At 68.6% G+C, this 16,585-nt stretch carries 13 protein-coding genes; 5 read left to right on the forward strand and 8 right to left on the reverse strand.

The annotated features are described in order from the left end of the window. Nucleotides 1-28: 28 nt before the first annotated feature. Nucleotides 29-1,285, forward strand: a complete 1,257-nt coding sequence (locus tag C7I84_RS15160; RefSeq protein ID WP_106773031.1) for a D-amino acid dehydrogenase — start codon at nucleotides 29-31, stop codon at nucleotides 1,283-1,285. A gap of 368 nt (nucleotides 1,286-1,653) precedes the next feature. Here C7I84_RS15160 and C7I84_RS15165 read toward each other — a convergent pair whose 3' ends face one another. From C7I84_RS15165 to C7I84_RS15180, 4 genes are all read right to left on the reverse strand, one after another. Continuing rightward, nucleotides 1,654-2,124, reverse strand: a complete 471-nt coding sequence (locus tag C7I84_RS15165) for a GNAT family acetyltransferase (protein ID WP_133170104.1) — start codon at nucleotides 2,122-2,124, stop codon at nucleotides 1,654-1,656. A 297-nt stretch (nucleotides 2,125-2,421) separates the two neighbouring features. Next, complete coding sequence (locus tag C7I84_RS15170) at nucleotides 2,422-4,626, reverse strand: xanthine dehydrogenase family protein molybdopterin-binding subunit (RefSeq protein WP_106773033.1); 2,205 nt, start codon at nucleotides 4,624-4,626, stop codon at nucleotides 2,422-2,424. A gap of 3 nt (nucleotides 4,627-4,629) precedes the next feature. Then, complete coding sequence (locus C7I84_RS15175; protein ID WP_106773034.1) at nucleotides 4,630-5,088, reverse strand: (2Fe-2S)-binding protein; 459 nt, start codon at nucleotides 5,086-5,088, stop codon at nucleotides 4,630-4,632. Nucleotides 5,089-5,269: 181 nt separating this feature from the next. Beyond that, complete coding sequence (locus tag C7I84_RS15180) at nucleotides 5,270-6,151, reverse strand: LysR family transcriptional regulator (RefSeq protein ID WP_106773035.1); 882 nt, start codon at nucleotides 6,149-6,151, stop codon at nucleotides 5,270-5,272. A gap of 354 nt (nucleotides 6,152-6,505) precedes the next feature. Here C7I84_RS15180 and C7I84_RS15190 point away from each other — a divergent pair, with 354 nt between their 5' ends. The 3 genes from C7I84_RS15190 to C7I84_RS15200 all read left to right on the forward strand — a co-directional run bounded on the left by C7I84_RS15190 (nucleotide 6,506) and on the right by C7I84_RS15200 (nucleotide 9,615). Then, nucleotides 6,506-8,002 carry a CoA-acylating methylmalonate-semialdehyde dehydrogenase gene (locus C7I84_RS15190; protein ID WP_106773036.1) on the forward strand — a complete coding sequence of 499 codons (1,497 nt, stop codon included), beginning with the start codon at nucleotides 6,506-6,508 and terminating at the stop codon, nucleotides 8,000-8,002. A gap of 311 nt (nucleotides 8,003-8,313) precedes the next feature. Beyond that, nucleotides 8,314-8,964, forward strand: a complete 651-nt coding sequence (locus C7I84_RS15195) for a DedA family protein (protein WP_106773037.1) — start codon at nucleotides 8,314-8,316, stop codon at nucleotides 8,962-8,964. 309 nt (nucleotides 8,965-9,273) lie between these two features. Next, on the forward strand, nucleotides 9,274-9,615 hold the full coding sequence (locus C7I84_RS15200; RefSeq protein WP_106773038.1) for a hypothetical protein: 342 nt from the start codon (nucleotides 9,274-9,276) through the stop codon (nucleotides 9,613-9,615). A gap of 24 nt (nucleotides 9,616-9,639) precedes the next feature. On the opposite strand, the gene C7I84_RS15205 is transcribed toward C7I84_RS15200, so the two are convergent. Beyond that, nucleotides 9,640-10,251: a thermonuclease family protein gene (locus C7I84_RS15205; protein ID WP_106773039.1), complete on the reverse strand. Its 612-nt coding sequence runs from the start codon at nucleotides 10,249-10,251 to the stop codon at nucleotides 9,640-9,642. 306 nt (nucleotides 10,252-10,557) lie between these two features. On the opposite strand from C7I84_RS15205, the gene C7I84_RS15210 reads away from it, so the two are divergent. Continuing rightward, a complete protein-coding gene (locus C7I84_RS15210) occupies nucleotides 10,558-12,333 on the forward strand; it encodes an SLC13 family permease (protein WP_106773058.1) in 1,776 nt (591 codons plus the stop codon). A gap of 11 nt (nucleotides 12,334-12,344) precedes the next feature. Here C7I84_RS15210 and lpdA read toward each other — a convergent pair whose 3' ends face one another. The 3 genes from lpdA to C7I84_RS15230 form a co-directional block, all read right to left on the reverse strand. Then, nucleotides 12,345-13,742: a dihydrolipoyl dehydrogenase gene (gene lpdA, locus C7I84_RS15215; RefSeq protein ID WP_106773040.1), complete on the reverse strand. Its 1,398-nt coding sequence runs from the start codon at nucleotides 13,740-13,742 to the stop codon at nucleotides 12,345-12,347. 251 nt (nucleotides 13,743-13,993) lie between these two features. Continuing rightward, a complete protein-coding gene (locus C7I84_RS15225; protein ID WP_106773042.1) occupies nucleotides 13,994-15,367 on the reverse strand; it encodes a dihydrolipoamide acetyltransferase family protein in 1,374 nt (457 codons plus the stop codon). Between the two features lie 2 nt (nucleotides 15,368-15,369). Further along, complete coding sequence (locus C7I84_RS15230) at nucleotides 15,370-16,383, reverse strand: alpha-ketoacid dehydrogenase subunit beta (protein WP_106773043.1); 1,014 nt, start codon at nucleotides 16,381-16,383, stop codon at nucleotides 15,370-15,372. Between the last annotated feature and the right edge of the window lie 202 nt (nucleotides 16,384-16,585).

Consider the following 16,585-nt stretch of genomic DNA (forward strand, 5'->3'; position numbering starts at 1 on the left):
GCGGCCGGACGGAATTTTTGGGGCGGCAATGAAAGTCTTGATCCTCGGCAGCGGCGTCATCGGCGTGACCGCCGCGCATTATCTCGCGGAGGCCGGCCACGAGGTGACGGTCGTCGACCGCCAGAGCGGACCGGCGCTGGAGACCAGCTTCGCCAATGCCGGCGAGGTGTCGCCCGGCTACTCCTCGCCCTGGGCCGGTCCCGGCGTGCCGGTCAAGGCGATCAAATGGCTCCTGATGAAGCACGGCCCGCTGGTGATCCGCCCCGCCCTCGATCCGGCCATGTGGAGCTGGGTGTTCCGCATGCTGCGCAACTGCACCTCGGCGCGCTATTCGGTCAACAAGGCGCGCATGGTGCCGATCGCCGAATATGCGCGCGACTGCCTGCGCGAGCTCAGGGCCTCGACCGGCATCGCCTATGACGAGCGCAGCCAGGGCACGCTGCAGCTTTTCCGCACGCAAAAACAGCTCGATGGGATCATCGGCGACATCGAGGTGCTGAAACAGTTCGGCGTGCCGTTCGAGGTGCTGGACCCGGCTGGCTGCATCGCCGCGGAGCCGGCTCTGGCCAGGGTGAAGGGAAAATTCGTCGGCGGCCTGCGCCTGCCGGGCGACGAGACTGGCGACTGCCAGATGTTCACCGAGCGGCTCGCCTCGCATGCCGCGGGACGCGGCGTGACCTTCAAATTCGGCACGACGATCGAGCGGATCGTCGCCGAGGGCGGAAAGATCGCCGGCGTCGCCACCAGCGCCGGGCTGCTGACCGCCGATGCCTATGTCGTGGCGCTGGGCAGCCATTCGCCGAAGCTGGTGCGCCCGCTCGGCCTGTCGCTGCCGGTCTATCCGATCAAGGGCTATTCGATCACCGTGCCGATCGGCGACGAGGGAGGCGCGCCGGTGTCGACCGTCATGGACGAGACCTACAAGGTGGCGATCACCCGGCTGGGCAACCGCATCCGCGCCGGCGGCACGGCGGAGATCGCCGGCTTCGACCTGCGCCTGCACGACAGCCGCAAGGCGACGCTGCTGCATTCGGTCGGCGACCTGTTCCCGCAGGGCGGCGACCTGGAAGGCGCCACGTTCTGGTGCGGGCTCCGGCCGATGACGCCGGACGGCCCGCCGATCATCGGCGGCACGAAATACGGCAACCTCTATCTCAGCACCGGCCACGGCACGCTGGGCTGGACCATGTCGTGCGGCTCGGGCCGTGTGTTGGCCGATATCATCTCCGGCGGGACGCCGGAGATCGACGTGAAGGAGCTGGGCTTGAGCCGCTACGCGGCGTAGGGTCCGGCCGACGACAGAACTGTTCGTCCACCCGCACTGCCCCTCACTGTCCTGCCGGACATCTCCCCGCAAGCGGCTGGGCTATCGGATATGAGTTGTATCGGAGGGGCAGACAGCTCTGCGTCGTCATTCCGGGGCCGCGCAGCGGAACCCGGAATCCAGAGTGCCGACGCTGCTCGAAATTCCTGGATATCTGCGAGGTTTCGCTTTTCCTTCGACACCAACGCTCTGGATTCCGGGTTCCGCGGCGCGGCCCCGGAATGACGGTCATCATCGGCATATGCCGCGTGCGGGAGAGATGTCCGGCAGGACAGTGAGGGGCGGCGCCGGCGGGTCGGACACGCAGCCGGCGGTGCTCCATTGTGCACCTACCGTCCGCCGTCGCCATCGCAATGACGGCCGGCGAGGCGCTGCGACACGGCGAGCCCGATCATCATCGCAACGGCGACGAACAGCAGCAGCACCGGGTAGAGCAGCAGCCGGATGTCGTCCTGCGAGACCTTGAAGACCAGCACCAGGCCCTCCAGGAAGACCGCGATCGAGATGATCGAGATGAACTTGTGGAAACTCGCCCGCGGCAGGAACTCGCGGTCGCGGTTGCGCCAGTCGCGCACCTCCTCGTCGAAGATGTGCTTGGTGACGTCGAGGATGGCGATGGCGATGACGACATAGCCGACCGCATCGATGACGATGTAGCCGAAATCGCCCGACGCCAGCGTCTGATTGGCGTTCATCAGCGCCTTCACCAGCTGATAGGCGGCATAGCCGATCAGCGCCATGGCGAGCGCCACCAGCAGCGCCGCCGCGGCCGCGAACATCACACGGCTTGCCTGTTCCATCGATCCCCCCTGCCTCGAGCGCGCCCTCGACGGGGCGATCGAGCTTATACCGGAAAGCGAGGAAGCGAATCCAGGCGGCCGTTCGCCCCCTCCACCACGCTTCGCGTTTCGAGTGGAGGCGCGGGGCTGGCCGTGCTCCCGTCGGTGGCAGGACGCCCCCTCCACCACGCTTCGCGTGGTCCCCCTCCCCCGTAAACGGGGGAGGATCAAGGGCGCGGCCGGCCGCAATGCCCGGATCCTCCTCTGCGAAACGGGGGAGGGGGACCGCCGAAGGCGGTGGAGGGGGCGCGTCCTGGCTTACGCCGACAGGTTCTTCACGATCGGCAGCTTGCGCACCGTGCGGCCGGTAGCGGCCCTGAGCGCGTTGGCGACGGCCGGGCCGATCGGCGGCACGCCGGGCTCGCCGACGCCGGTGGGCGGCTCGTCGGAGGCGACGATGTGCACCTCGACCTTCGGCATCTGGTCGATGCGCAGCGGCGTGTAGGTGTCGTAGTTCTCCTGGTCGACCACGCCGCCGGTCAGCGTCAGTTCCTCCTGCAGGATGGCGCCGAGGCCGAAGCCGACGCCGCCTTCCATCTGCGCCCGAATCTGGTCCGGGTTGATGGCGATGCCGCAATCGACCGCGCAGACGACCCGCTCGACGGTGAAATCGTTGCCGCCGCGATAGGCGATCTCGACGACCTGCGCGACATAGGTGGCAAAACTCTCGTGCAGCGCCACGCCGCGGAAGCGGCCTTCCGGCAGCGGCGTGCCCCATCCGGCCTTTTCCGCCGCGAGCCTGAGCACGCCCGCGTGGCGCGGATGCGCATCCAGCATCGACAGGCGGAACTCGACGGGATCGCGGCCGGCGGCGGCGGCGAGGTCGTCGACGAAGGTCTCGATCACATAGGCGGTGTGGGTCGAGCCGACGGAGCGCCACCACAGCACCGGAATATTCACATCCGTGGTGGTGAGGTCGACCTTCACGTTGGGGATCGCATAGGGCAGGTTCGAGGCGCCCTCGACCGAGGTGGCGTCGACGCCGTTCTCGACCATCGCGGCGAAGGGCGAACCGCCGAGGATCGACTGGCCGACGATGTGGTCGGACAGCGCGACGAGCTTGCCGTCCTTGTCGAGGCCGCCCCTGACGGCATGCACATAGGCCGGCCGGTAGCGGCCGCCGCGCATGTCGTTCTCGCGGGTCCACTGCACCTTGACCGGTCTGCCGGGGCCGAGCGCCTTGGCCACCGCGACCGACTCGACGATGAGGTCGCCGTCGGAGACGGCGCGCCGGCCGAAGCTGCCGCCGGTCTTCAGGACGTGCAGTCGGATCTTGTCCGGCGTGGTTCCCGCCACCTGCGCGGCGATCGCCTGGTAGAGGTCCGGCATCTGGTGGCCGCCCCATATGTCGACGCTGCCGTCTTCGCCGATGCGGGCGACCGCGTTGAGCGGCTCGATCGACGCATGCACCAGATAGGGGAACTCGTAGTGCCCCTCGACCACCTTGGCGGCGCTTGCGAGCGCCGCCGCCGCGTCGCCGTCGTCGCGGGCGCTGGCCGCCGGCGGACCGTCGGCGAGCCGGTTGTACTCCGCCATGATCTCGGCGGTGCCGCGCGTCTCGGCTTTCGACTCGTCCCATTCGACGGTGACCGCGTCGCGACCCCGCAGTGCCGTCCACATGTTGGTGGCGACGACCGCGATGCCGCGCGGCGTCTCGACCACCTCGACCACGCCGTCTAGCGCCTTGGCCTTGCCGGCGTCGAAGCTTTTCACCGTCGCCCCGAACTTCGGCGGGTGGATCATCACGGCGGTGAGCAGCCCGTCCATCTTCACGTCGATCGTGTAGGGCTGGGTGCCGTTGGCCTTGCCGGGGGAATCGTAGCGCTTGAGCGTGTCCGAACCGATCTGGGTCCACTTGTCGCGGGATTTCAGCGGCACGTCCTGCGGCGCCGGCAGCTCGGCAGCCGCGGCGGCCAATTCGCCGAAGCTGGCGCGCTTGTCCGACCCGTGCGAAACGACGCCGGCGGCGACCGCGATCTCGGCTTCGGGCACGTTCCACTGCTTCGCCGCGGCCGCGACAAGCATGGCGCGCGCCGCGGCGCCGGCCTTGCGGTAGCGCTCCCAGGACGAGGTCATGGAGGTGGAGCCGCCGGTGCCCTGGGCGACGCCGCCCCAGGCCAGATTGCCGTAGAGCGCCGGATTGCCGGAGCCGCCGACGACGTCGACCTGCTTCCAGTCGCCGTCGAGCTCTTCCATGACCAGGGTGGCGATGCCGAAATAGGAGCCCTGCCCCATCTCGAATTGCGACGAGCGGATGACGATCCGGCTCTCCGGCGTGATCTCGACATAGGTCTGGAACGGATTGCCGGCGTCGGCCGCCGCCGGCGCTGGCTGCGCGCCGGCCGGTTCGGCGGCAAGGAGGCGGTAGCCGACGGCGAGGCCGGCGGCCGCCGCGGCGGTGCCTAGCAGGAACTGGCGGCGGCTCGGCCGCACGCTGCTGGGATCGATGCGGGATTGCAGCATGGCTCAGGCCTCCAGGCGGTGGGCGGCTTCGTGGATCGCGGCGCGGATGCGCTGATAGGTGGCGCAGCGGCAGAGATTGCCGCTCATCGCCGCATCGATGTCGTCGTCGTTGGGTTTCGGCGTCTCGGCAAGCAGCGCCGTGGCCGACATGATCTGCCCGGACTGGCAGTAGCCGCATTGCGGCACGTCGAGATCGGCCCAGACAGCCTGGACGGTCTCGCCGACCTTGCCGGCCAGGCCCTCGATGGTGGTGATGCTGGCGCCTTCGATGTCGCCGACCATGGTCTGGCAGGAGCGCGTCGCCACGCCGTCGATATGGACGGTGCAGGCGCCGCATTGTGCCATGCCGCAGCCGAATTTCGTGCCGGTCAGGCCGACAATGTCACGGATCGCCCACAACAGGGGCATTTGCGGGTCGGCGTCGAGGCTTCGCGCCTCGCCATTGAGGGTGAAAGCGACCATTCTTATTCTCCAGATGGAAGGAAATAGAATTCGAAGATGGGCTGTCGCATTCCGCCTCGGCTGGCTGGCCAAACGACAGGGTCGAGGCGTAGCTATTCGCGCACGTAGGACCGCCGGCGGGGATCAACAAGGCTGGCTCAAACTGATCGCGGGATCGTGAAGAGGCGACCGGCCGCAACCCTCAGACGAACAGCGCCCGCTCCTTCTCCACGGCCTGGGCGATGAAGCCGGCCACCGCCTGGATGCGCGACAGGCCGCGCATCGATTCGTGATAGACCAGCCAGTAGGCGCGGCGGATCGGCGGCGCGGCGGCGACCTCGACGAGGTCGGCATGGCGGCGGGCGATGAAGGTGTGCAGGATGCCGATGCCGGCGCCCGAGCGCACCGCCTCCACCTGGCCGAGCGCCGAGGAGATGGCGAAGCGGCTCTCCCAGTGCGGGCTGAACTCGCTGGCATAGTCGAGCGTCGGGCTGAACACGAGGTCGGGCACGTAGCCGACCAGCCGGTGCGCCGAAAGCCCGGCCGCATCGTCGGGCAGACCGCGCGCCTCGGCATAGGCGCGCGCGGCGAACAGGCCGAGCGAATAGTCGACAAGCTTGACGGCCACCAGCCGGCCCTCGGTCGGCCGCTCCGTGGTGATGGCGATGTCGGCCTCGCGCCGCGACAGCGAGAAGGAGCGTGGCACCGGCACCAGCTGGATCCTGAGTTCCGGATGAAGCTCTGTGAGCTGGCCGAGCCGCGGCGCCAGGAAGGCGACGCCGAAACCGTCCGGCGCGCCGATGCGCACGGTGCCGGAGACGGCGTCGCCCTCGCCCGCCACCTCGGCGCGGGCGGTGATCATCTCCGCCTCCATGCGCTCGGCAACGCTGAGAAGGCGCTCGCCGGCCGGCGTCAGCTCGCTGCCGGTGGTGAGCCGGCGAAACAGTTTTGTCCTGAGCGCCTCCTCCAGCGCGGCGACGCGCCGCGACACGGTGGCGTGGTTGAGGTCGAGCCGCTTCGCCGCGCCGAGGATCTGCCCGGCGCGGGCGACGGCGAGGAAGATGCGCACGTCATCCCAGTTCATGGGACGGCATCCTCGTTGGGCGAAGGTTGCGCTCCTCCGCACCCCCTCTGTCCTGCCGGACATCTCCCCCGCAAGGGGGGAGATTACGCCGGCCGCTTTTGTTTCGCCAATCGCCACGGTTGCAGGAAAGGTGCCGAGCGCGAAACTGCCAATCTCCCCCCTTGCGGGGGAGATGTCCGGCAGGACAGAGGGGGGTGCGGAGGAGCGCAAGCATCAAATCCGCTATATATGCGAAAATTCGTGGCCGATCAAAGTGGCCTATCAATTTCCGCACAACGGCTGCGATTTCCCTCGCGTTGCCATCGTCCGCGTAAAGACCGACAATGCAGGCACCTAATTCCAGGGAGCGAAACCATGATCGAATATGGCCATTTCATCGGCGGCAAGCACGTCGCCGGCACCAGCGGCCGCAAGCAGGACGTGATGCAGCCCATGGACGGCACGGTGCGCGGCACGGTCGCGCTCGCCTCCAAGGCCGAGCTGCGCGCCGCGGTGGAGAACGCCAAGGCGGCGCAGCCGGCCTGGGCCGCCACCAACCCGCAGCGCCGCGTGCGCGTGCTGATGAAGTTCCTCGAACTCGCCAATCGCGAATACGACGCGCTGGCCGACATCCTGGCGCGCGAGCACGGCAAGACCATCGCCGACGCCAAGGGCGACATCCAGCGCGGACTGGAAGTGGTCGAGGTGTGCATCGGCGCCCCGCACATGATGAAGGGCGAGTTCACCGACGGCGCCGGTCCCGGCATCGACGTCTATTCGATGCGCCAGGCGCTGGGCGTGGTCGCCGGCATCACCCCGTTCAACTTCCCGGCCATGATCCCGCTGTGGAAGATCGCGCCGGCCATCGCCTGCGGCAACGCCTTCATCCTGAAGCCGTCGGAGCGCGATCCGGGCGTGCCGCTCAGGATCGCCGAGCTGTTCATCGAGGCCGGACTGCCGGCCGGTATTTTGAACGTCGTCAACGGCGACAAGGAGGTGGTCGACGCCATCCTCGACGACCTCGACGTCAAGGCCGTCGGCTTCGTCGGCTCGACGCCGATCGCCGAATACATCTATTCGCGCGGCTGCGCGGCCGGCAAGCGCGTGCAGTGCTTCGGCGGCGCCAAGAACCACATGATCATCATGCCCGACGCCGACATGGACCAGACGGTCGATGCGCTCATCGGCGCCGGCTACGGCTCGGCCGGCGAGCGCTGCATGGCGATCTCGGTCGCCGTGCCGGTCGGCAAGGAGACCGCCGACCGCCTGATCGAGCGGCTGATCCCGCGCGTCGAGAGCCTCAAGGTCGGCCCGTCCACCGACGCCTCGGCCGATTTCGGCCCGCTGGTGACCAAGCAGGCGCTGGACCGCGTCAAGGGTTACGTCGATCTCGGCGTCGAGGAAGGCGCCAAGCTCGTCGTCGACGGCCGCGGCTTCAAGATGCAGGGCTACGAGAACGGCTACTACATGGGCGGCTGCCTGTTCGACGACGTGACCGCCGACATGCGCATCTACAAGGAAGAGATTTTCGGCCCGGTGTTGTCGGTGGTGCGGGCGAAGAACTACGAGGAGGCGCTGCGCCTGCCCAACGAGCATGAATACGGCAACGGCGTCGCCATCTTCACCCGCGACGGCGACGCCGCCCGCGACTTCGCGGCAAAGGTGCAGGTCGGCATGGTCGGCATCAACGTGCCGATCCCGGTGCCGATCGCCTACTACACCTTCGGCGGCTGGAAGGGTTCCGGCTTCGGCGACCTCAATCAGCACGGCCCCGACGCCTTCCGCTTCTACACCAAGACCAAGACGGTCACCTCGCGCTGGCCGTCCGGGGTCAAGGAAGGCGCGGAGTTCGTCATCCCGACGATGAATTGACGCGGGGCGCCCGCGCGTCGCGCGCCGTCACGCCGACCTTTGAAAAGGCGCCGGGAGTTCGGGCTCCCGGCGCCTTTTCCATGACGGCCCTTGCGGTTCAAGCTGCCGCACACCCGACGACCATCTCGAAATCCCGCAGGAATCCGGGACGGCGAAGCCGCCGCGGATTGACGGCCGACAGCATCCGATACCACCCGGTAGGGATTTTGCCCTACAAGCGAGTGGCCGGAGACACTACCTCCCACCCGACGGCCATTCCATGACACCGGTCCGTTCCCACCGATAGCCGCCACCCACCCGGAGCCCTTGCCTTGGAAAGCCTGCTGGAAACGACAGAGACCTTCATCCGCACGCATCAGGCCTGGGCGGGCCTGATCGTCGGCCTGATCGCCTTCGGCGAATCCATCGTCCTGCTTGGGCTCGTCATTCCCGCGACCGGCCTCATGCTGGTCGTCGGAGGGCTGATTGGCGGCGGCCTGATCGACCCCGTGCCGGTGCTGGCCGGCGCCGTCGTCGGCGCGGTGCTCGGCGACGTCGTGTCCTACGTGATCGGCCAATGGCTTGGCCCGAGCGTGGTCCACAGATGGCCGCTCAGGCACTATCGCGAGCGCGTCGCCCGGGTCCGCCTGTTCTTCCGGAAGTACGGCTTCATGGCCGTCTTCTTCGGCCGCTTCTTCGGACCGCTGCGCTGCACCGTGCCGCTCGTCGCCGGCATGATGGGCATGGAGCAGCGGCGTTTCCAGGCAGCCAACATTGCGTCGGCCGTCATCTGGGCGCCGATGATGCTCGCGCCGGGCTGGCTTACCGCCAGGGGCGCGGAGCAGTTCGGCGAGCTCGGCGAGGCGCACTGGCTCGGCCTGGCGGCGCTGGTGACGGTGGCGGCCACCCTGTTCGTGGTGATCGGCGGGTGGATCGCGCGCCGCACGACTCCGGCACGCCGGCGATCCAGCCCGTTGCGATGATCTGTCGCTAAGCTGAATCGACGCGGCGGACGGCTGCTCGACCGTCGCGAGCTATATCCTCTGCAAAACTCAGGCGCCTTCCGGCAGTTGGGGAAGGAAGAAGCGCGACGACGCATGGTTCATGAGATCGCAGCCCTGCCAGCGAACCTTTGCCGTACGGCCGTCCTCCTCCGCCGGTGGAACCTTATCGGAGACCGGCACGTTCCCCTGCACCGGCGCCGTACGGGCGCCGGCCTATCGGCCCGGATCGTCCCTGCCGTGAGCCGCCGGCTGCCCGCCGCGCGGAACGCGGCGGCACAGGAGGTGCCCATGGCACGGAAACCCTCAGCCAAACTTGCGACGCTGGCGCTTGGCGGCCTTGCCGCCGCCGGCTTGGTCTTCGCCACCGGAATGTCGGGCTCGCAGGCCCAGCAGCAACGTGTCCAGGGCGCCTGCTTCGCCCATGACGAGCTGCAGGCGGGGCTCGCCCGCGACTACCAGGAGCGTCAGTCCGCCTATGGCCGTGTCGGCGACGAGGCGATCATGGAAATCTATGCCTCCGAGGGCGGCACCTGGACCCTGGTGATGACCAGCGTGACCGGCGAGAGCTGCATCGTCGCCGCTGGCGACGGTTGGGAGCCGGCCGTCATCAATGTCGGCCGCGGCGCCTGAGCGGGTGGCCCGGGCCACTTCGGTCTAATTGGCAGCGGCCGTGTCCGCCCAGATGCCGGACTTCTGCCGGCGCGCGTCTTCCTCTTCGTCGCGGTAGCGCGCCTTTCCCTTCGGCGCCAGCGCGAAGCCGGCGGCGGCGAGCGAGCCGCCTATGTCCTTGTCGCCGCTGCGCACGCATTCCACGAGCAGAAAGCCGTCGCGCTCGCCATGCGGAGCGCAGCGGACCAGATTGCCGCCGAGCAGCCGGTTGAGCGCGACGCGGGCGCGCAGGCCGCAGGCCCAGCGCTGGCCGTCCGCCGACCGGCAGGTCTTGGCCGTGGGGATCGGCTCGAGATCGGCCAGACGGTATTTCCTGCCCTCCTGCATGAAGCTGACGCTGTCGATGACCTGGTAGGGCACCGCGCGTTTGAGCTTCAGCGGATAGCGGTCCGGCTTGACCGCGGAGTTCTGTGCCGGCTTCGCCGGCAGACGCTCGAGCGAGGGATCGACGGTCTCCACGCGCTTCGGCTTGTCCGACCACAACTCGCCGCTCGCCTGCGCGAGCGAAGCCGCCTGCGCCGGCATGCCAGGCGCCAGCATGAGAACCGTGGCCAGTACCAGCCCATGTCGGCAAAGGGCATGCCGTTGCCAGTTCATGCTTCCTCCCGTCGTTTCTGAACCGCGAGCTCGTAGGTCCGACCGCGGTGATATCCAATAGGCCGAGGGAGGCTGCCCTGCCGCCATCGCGACGCGAGCAACCTCCCCCGCACCCATTTTAACCGATTCCGCCCCCCGGCAAACCGCTTTCGCCGTGGCATCCACCAAAACGTCGGCTATGGGTGAACAATCGCGCGGTAGCGGTCCGATCGCGAGCGGTACCCTCGCCCCGCCCGGGCCGGACGACCGCAACGAAGTCGGGCGCCGGGCGTTTGGGGATGTCCGCTGCAACAGGGGATACCGGTGCTGACATGGCCGCAGACGCTTTCGGTCGCCGTCATCGTCCTGATGATGGCGACCTTCATCTGGGGCCGCTTCCGCTATGATCTCGTCGCCGCGCTGTCGCTGCTCGCCGCGCTCGCCGTCGGGGTCGTCCCGCTCGACAAGGCGTTCAGCGGCTTCAGCGACGACATCGTCATCATCGTCGGCAGCGCGCTGCTGGTCAGCGCCGGGGTCGCGCGCAGCGGCATCATGGAACTGGCGATCCAGCGCTTCGCGCCGAACCTCTCCTCCGTGCGGGCGCAACTGGCGCTGCTGGTGATCGTCGTCGCGCTGCTGTCGGCCTTCGTCAAGAACATCGGCGCGCTGGCGATCATGATCCCGATCGCCTTCCAGTTCGCGCGGCGCTCCGGCGCCTCGCCCTCCGTCTTCCTGATGCCGATGGCCTTCGCCGCGCTGCTCGGAGGGCTGATGACGCAGATCGGAACATCGCCCAACATCGTCGTGTCGCGGCTGCGCGAGGAGATCACCGGCGAGAGCTTCACCATGTTCGACTTCACGCCGGTGGGCCTGTCGCTGACAGCAGTCGGCATGGCGTTCCTGGTGCTGTTCTATTGGATCCTTCCCGATCGCACCCGCCAGGACGCGTCGGTGCATCATGCGCTCGACATCAAGAACTATGTCGCGGAGGCCAAGGTCACGGATGGTTCGGCTGTCGCCGGCAAGACGGTCGGCGATCTGCTCAAGATCGCGGCGGGCGAGGCGGTGATCACCTCCATCGTCCGGGACGGGGGCCTCAGGATCACGCCCTTTCCCGACGCCGTGCTGCGCAGCGGCGACCGCCTCATCATCGAGGGCGACCCGCAGGCGCTCGACCGGCTTGTGGCGCAGGCGAAGCTCAACATCACCGGCGACAGGACGCTGAGCAGCGCCGACCGCGCGGCGGAGATCATGGCGATCGAGGCGGTCATCGGCGAGGGCTCCAGCCTGCTCGGCTGGTCGGCGCAGGATCTGCTGCTCTATCACCGCTTCAACATCAACCTGCTGGCGGTGAGCAGGCGCGGCGAGCGGCTCGACCGCGACCCCGGCACGATCGTGTTCCGCCTCGGCGACGTCATCCTGCTGCAGGGCAACCAGGCCGACCTGCCGGATTTCCTGCGCGAGTTCCATCTGCTGCCGCTGGCCGAGCGGCCGCTGCTGATCGGCAGCGCCCGGCGCGGCGCCGTGCCGGTGGCGATCCTGGTGGCGGCCATGGGCACGACCGCGCTCGGCTTGCTGCCGGTGCCGGTGGCCTTCTTCGCGGCGGCGGTGGCCATGCTGCTGTTCCGGGTCGTGCCGCTGCGCGAAGCCTATGGCGCGGTCGACGGTCCGATCCTCGTCATGCTGGCGGCGCTGATCCCGGTCAGCGATTCGCTGCGCACCACCGGCGCCACCGACGTGCTGGCGGCGGTGCTGGCCGATGTCGCCGCCGGGCTGCCAGCCTATGGCGCGCTGGCGCTGATCCTGGTGACGGCGATGGCGGTGACGCCGTTCCTCAACAATGCGGCCACCGTGCTGGTCATGGCGCCGATCGCCGCCGGCTTCGCCTCCGGCCTCGGCTTCAGGCCGGAGGCCTTCCTGATGGCCGTGGCGATCGGCGCCGGCTGCGACTTCCTCACGCCGATCGGCCACCAGTGCAACACGCTGGTGATGGGACCCGGCGGCTACAGGTTCTCCGACTATCCGCGGCTCGGCCTGCCGCTGTCGGTGATCGTCGTGCTGGCAGCCGTGCCGCTGCTGATGCTCGTGTGGCCGGTACGGTAAGCGTCGACCACTCAGATATGCAGCGCCTGGCCGAGCGCCTTCAGCGCCGCCTCCTGGAAGGCCTCGCCCTGGGTCGGATGGGCGTGGATGGTGCCGGCGATGTCCTCCAGCCGGGCGCCCATCTCGATCGCCATGCCGAAGGCGGCGGCAAGCTCCGACACGCCCTGACCGACCGCCTGGATGCCGAGCACGACGTGGTTGTCGGCGCGCGCCACCACCCGGACGAAGCCGTCCTCGCCATGCCTGGTCATGGCGCGGCCGTTGGCGGAGAACGGGAATAGGCCGATCTTGAGCTCGCGTCCCGTAGCCTTCGCTTCATCAGGCGACAGGCCGGCGCTCACCACTTCCGGATCGGTGAAGCAGATCGCCGGGATGCAGCGCTTGTCCCAGCTCCTTTTGTGGCCGGCGACGATCTCCGCCACCATCTCGCCCTGCGCCATCGCGCGGTGCGCCAGCATCGGCTCGCCGGTGACGTCGCCGATGGCGAAGATGCCGCGCATGGAGGTGCGGCACTGGTCGTCGATCCGGATGAAGGCGCCGGCGCGGGCGAGATCGAGCTCCTCCAGGCCCCAGCCTTCGACGGCCGGCTTGCGCCCCACCGCGACGAGAATCTGCTCCGCCGCCAGCCGGCGCTCCGTGCCGTCGGCGCCGGCGATGGTCAGGTCGCCTGCCCCGGCAAGACCTTGCGCCTTGGCGCCGAGCAGCACCTCTACGCCGAGCGCGGCGAGCCGCTTGGCGACCGGCTTCGCCAGCTCGCTGTCGTAGAGCGGCAGGATGCGGTCGGTCGCCTCGACCACCGTCACCTTCGATCCGAGCTTGGCATAGGCGATGCCGAGTTCCAGCCCGATATAGCCGGCGCCGACCACCGCGAGGCTGCCCGGCACCTTCTTCAGCGACAGCGCCTCGGTGGAGGAGATCACCGCTCCACCGAACGGCAGCGACGGCAGCTCCACCGGCACCGAGCCGGTGGCGATGACGATCGTCTCGGCGCGGATCACCTGAATACCGGTCTCGGTCTCGACCTCGACCGTCTTGCCGTCGCGGAATCTTGCCCAGCCATGCACGGTCTTGACGCGCGCCTTCTTCAGAAGGCCGCTGACGCCGCTGGTGAGCCGCCCGACGATGCCGTCCTTCCAGGCGACCGTCTTTGCCAGGTCGATCGCCGGCGACGCCGCCGAGATGCCGAGCAGGCCGTTGCCGTTCGACGCCGCCCTGCGGACGATGTCGAATTCCTCGGCCGCGTGGATCAGAGCCTTGGATGGGATGCAGCCGATGGTGAGGCAGGTGCCGCCCGGCTTCTTCGCCTCGACGATGACGGTGTCGATGCCGAGCTGACCGGCGCGGATGGCCGAGACATAGCCGCCCGGCCCGGCGCCGACCACGAGGAGCTTGCAGGAGATTTCTTTCATGGGCGGTGCTCCTGCCGGAATGGTCCGACGCTGCGCTCCGTCCCACCCCCCTCTGTCCTGCCGGACATCTCCCCCGCAAGGGGGGAGATTGGCAGTGTCGGCCTCGCCGTCTCGCCTGTAACGTTGACGATTGGCGAAGCGAAAGCGGCCGTCTCAATCTCCCCCCTTGCGGGGGAGATGTCCGGCCCATTCGACAAGCTCAGGACAGAGGGGGGTGCGAAGGAACGCGATGCTGACCGAGAAATCATCCCTCACCCCTCCACGAAGATCAGCGCCGGCGTTTCCAGCAGCGCCTTGATGCGCTGGACGAAGACTGCGGCGTCCCAGCCGTCGACGACGCGGTGGTCGAAGGAGGAGGAGAGGTTCATCATCTTGCGCGGGATGAACTGCGTGCCGTCCCAGACCGGCCGCACCATGATCTTGTTGACGCCGACGATCGCCACTTCCGGATGGTTGATCACCGGCGTGGTGGCGACGCCGCCCATGGCGCCGAGCGAGCTTATGGTGATGGTGGAGCCGGAAAGTTCTTCCCGCGTCGCAATGCCCGCCTTGGCGGCCTCCGCCAGCCGATTGACCTCCGCCGCACAGTCGAACAGGTCGCGCGCCTCGGCATGACGCACCACCGGCACGACGAGCCCGGACGGCGTCTGCGCGGCGATGCCGACATGCACGGCGCCGTGGCGGTGGATGACGCCGGCCTCGTCGTCGAACAGCGCGTTGATGCCGGGCTGCTCCTTCACCGCCTTGACCATCGCCCGCATCAGGAACGGCAGGATGGTCAGCTTCGGCCGGTCCGGGCGCTTCTCCTTGTTGAGCGCGGCGCGCAGCTCCTCCAGCGCGGTGACGTCGATCTCCTCGACATAGGTGATGTGCGGGATGCGCGCCTTCGCCAGCGCCATCTTCTCGGCGATCTTCCTGCGCAGCCCGACGACCTTGATCTCCTGCACCGACGTATCCTGCGCAAGCCCGGCAGGGCGGGCAGGCTGCGGCCCGCGGGCCAGGAAGCCGTCGAGGTCTTCATGGGTGATGCGGCCGGCCGGTCCGGTGCCCGGCACCTGGCGCAGGTCGATGCCGGTCTCGCGGGCGCGCAGCCGCACGGCCGGCGAGGCCAGCGGCTTTTCACCCTCGGGGCGCGGCGCGCCGGCGGTGGCGGGTTTTGCCGCAACACCCCCACCCCTGACCCCTCTCCTCAAGGGGGAGGGGGATCCGGTTTGCGTGCCCTCGCCGTCCGCGGAAACCGGCCGTTGCGGTTTGCCTGCCGCGGCGGCGGGTGGTCCCCCTCCCCCTTGAGGGGAGGGGTCAGGGGTGGGGGTATTCTTGGCGCGCGAGGCAGCCGGTTCGGGCTTGACCTCCCTGGCCGCCCCGGCCGCTGCATTGCCGTCGCCCGCCACCTTCAGCCGCACGATCGGCGAGCCGACGGCGATGGTCTCGCCGATCTCGCCGCCCAGCCACACGATCTCGCCCTCGACCGGGGAAGGAATCTCGACGGTCGCCTTGTCCGTCATGACGGCAGCCAGCAGCGAGTCCTCGCGCACCAGGTCGCCTATCTTGACGTGCCATTCGACCAGCTCGGCCTCGGCGACGCCCTCGCCCACATCGGGAAGTTTTATGACGTGCTCGGCCACGGTCACGCCTCCATCGTCTCGACGAACGCCCGGCCGACACGCGCCGGGCCCGGGAAATAGTCCCATTCCTGCGCATGCGGATAGGGCGTGTCCCAGCCGGTCACCCGCATCACCGGCGCTTCGAGGTGATAGAAGCAGTGGCGCTGCACCAGCGCCGCCAGCTCGGCGCCAAAGCCGGAGGTCAGCGTCGCCTCGTGCACGACGGTGCAGCGGCCGGTCTTCTGCACCGACGCGACGATGGCGTCGAGGTCGAGCGGCAGAAGCGTCCTCAAGTCGATGATCTCGGCGTCGATGCCGGTCTCCTCCGCCGCCGCCTCGGCGACATAGACCATGGTGCCGTAGGCGAGCACGGTGAGCTGCGATCCGGCCCTCCGGATCGCCGCCTTGCCGAGCGGCTCGGCATAGTGGCCATCAGCCACCTCGCCGAGCGCATGCTTCGACCACGGCGTCACCGGTTTTTCATGATGGCCGTCGAAGGGGCCGTTGTAGAGCCGCTTCGGCTCGAGAAAAATCACCGGGTCGGGATCCTCGATCGAGGCGATGAGCAGACCCTTGGCGTCGGCCGGGTTGGACGGCACGACCACCTTCAGGCCGGAGACGTGGGTGAACAGCGCCTCCGGGCTCTGGCTGTGCGTCTGGCCGCCGAAGATGCCGCCGCCGGTCGGCATGCGGATGACGATCGGGCAGGTGAACTCGCCGTTGGAGCGGTAGCGCAGGCGCGCCGCCTCCGACACGATCTGGTCGTAGGCCGGGTAGACGTAGTCGGCGAACTGCACCTCGACGCAGGGGCGCAGCCCGTAGGCGGCCATGCCGATGGCGGCTCCGACGATGCCGAGCTCGCTGATCGGCGCGTCGAAGCAGCGCGTTTTGCCGTATTTCTGCTGGAGGCCGGCGGTGCAGCGGAAGACGCCGCCGAAATAGCCGACATCCTCGCCGAAGACGACGACGCGCTCGTCGCGGCCCATGGACACGTCCATGGCGTCGCGGATCGCCTCGATCATGGTTTTGCGGGGCATCAGAAAGCCTCCGCGCGAGGTGAAGAGACTGTTGCCATGTGTCGAGAGACGGCGCCTCTTCGCACCCCCCTCTGTCCTGCCCACGATTCCGCAAATGCCGACCATGCCCCTAAACTCCCGCCTGCTGGCGCTGGCGCCTCAGATGCGGCGGCATCTCGGCGTAGACGCCCTCGAACATGTCGCGCACCGACGGCTTTCCGCC

This window comes from Kumtagia ephedrae (assembly GCF_003012745.1).
Taxonomy (GTDB): domain Bacteria; phylum Pseudomonadota; class Alphaproteobacteria; order Rhizobiales; family Rhizobiaceae; genus Kumtagia; species Kumtagia ephedrae.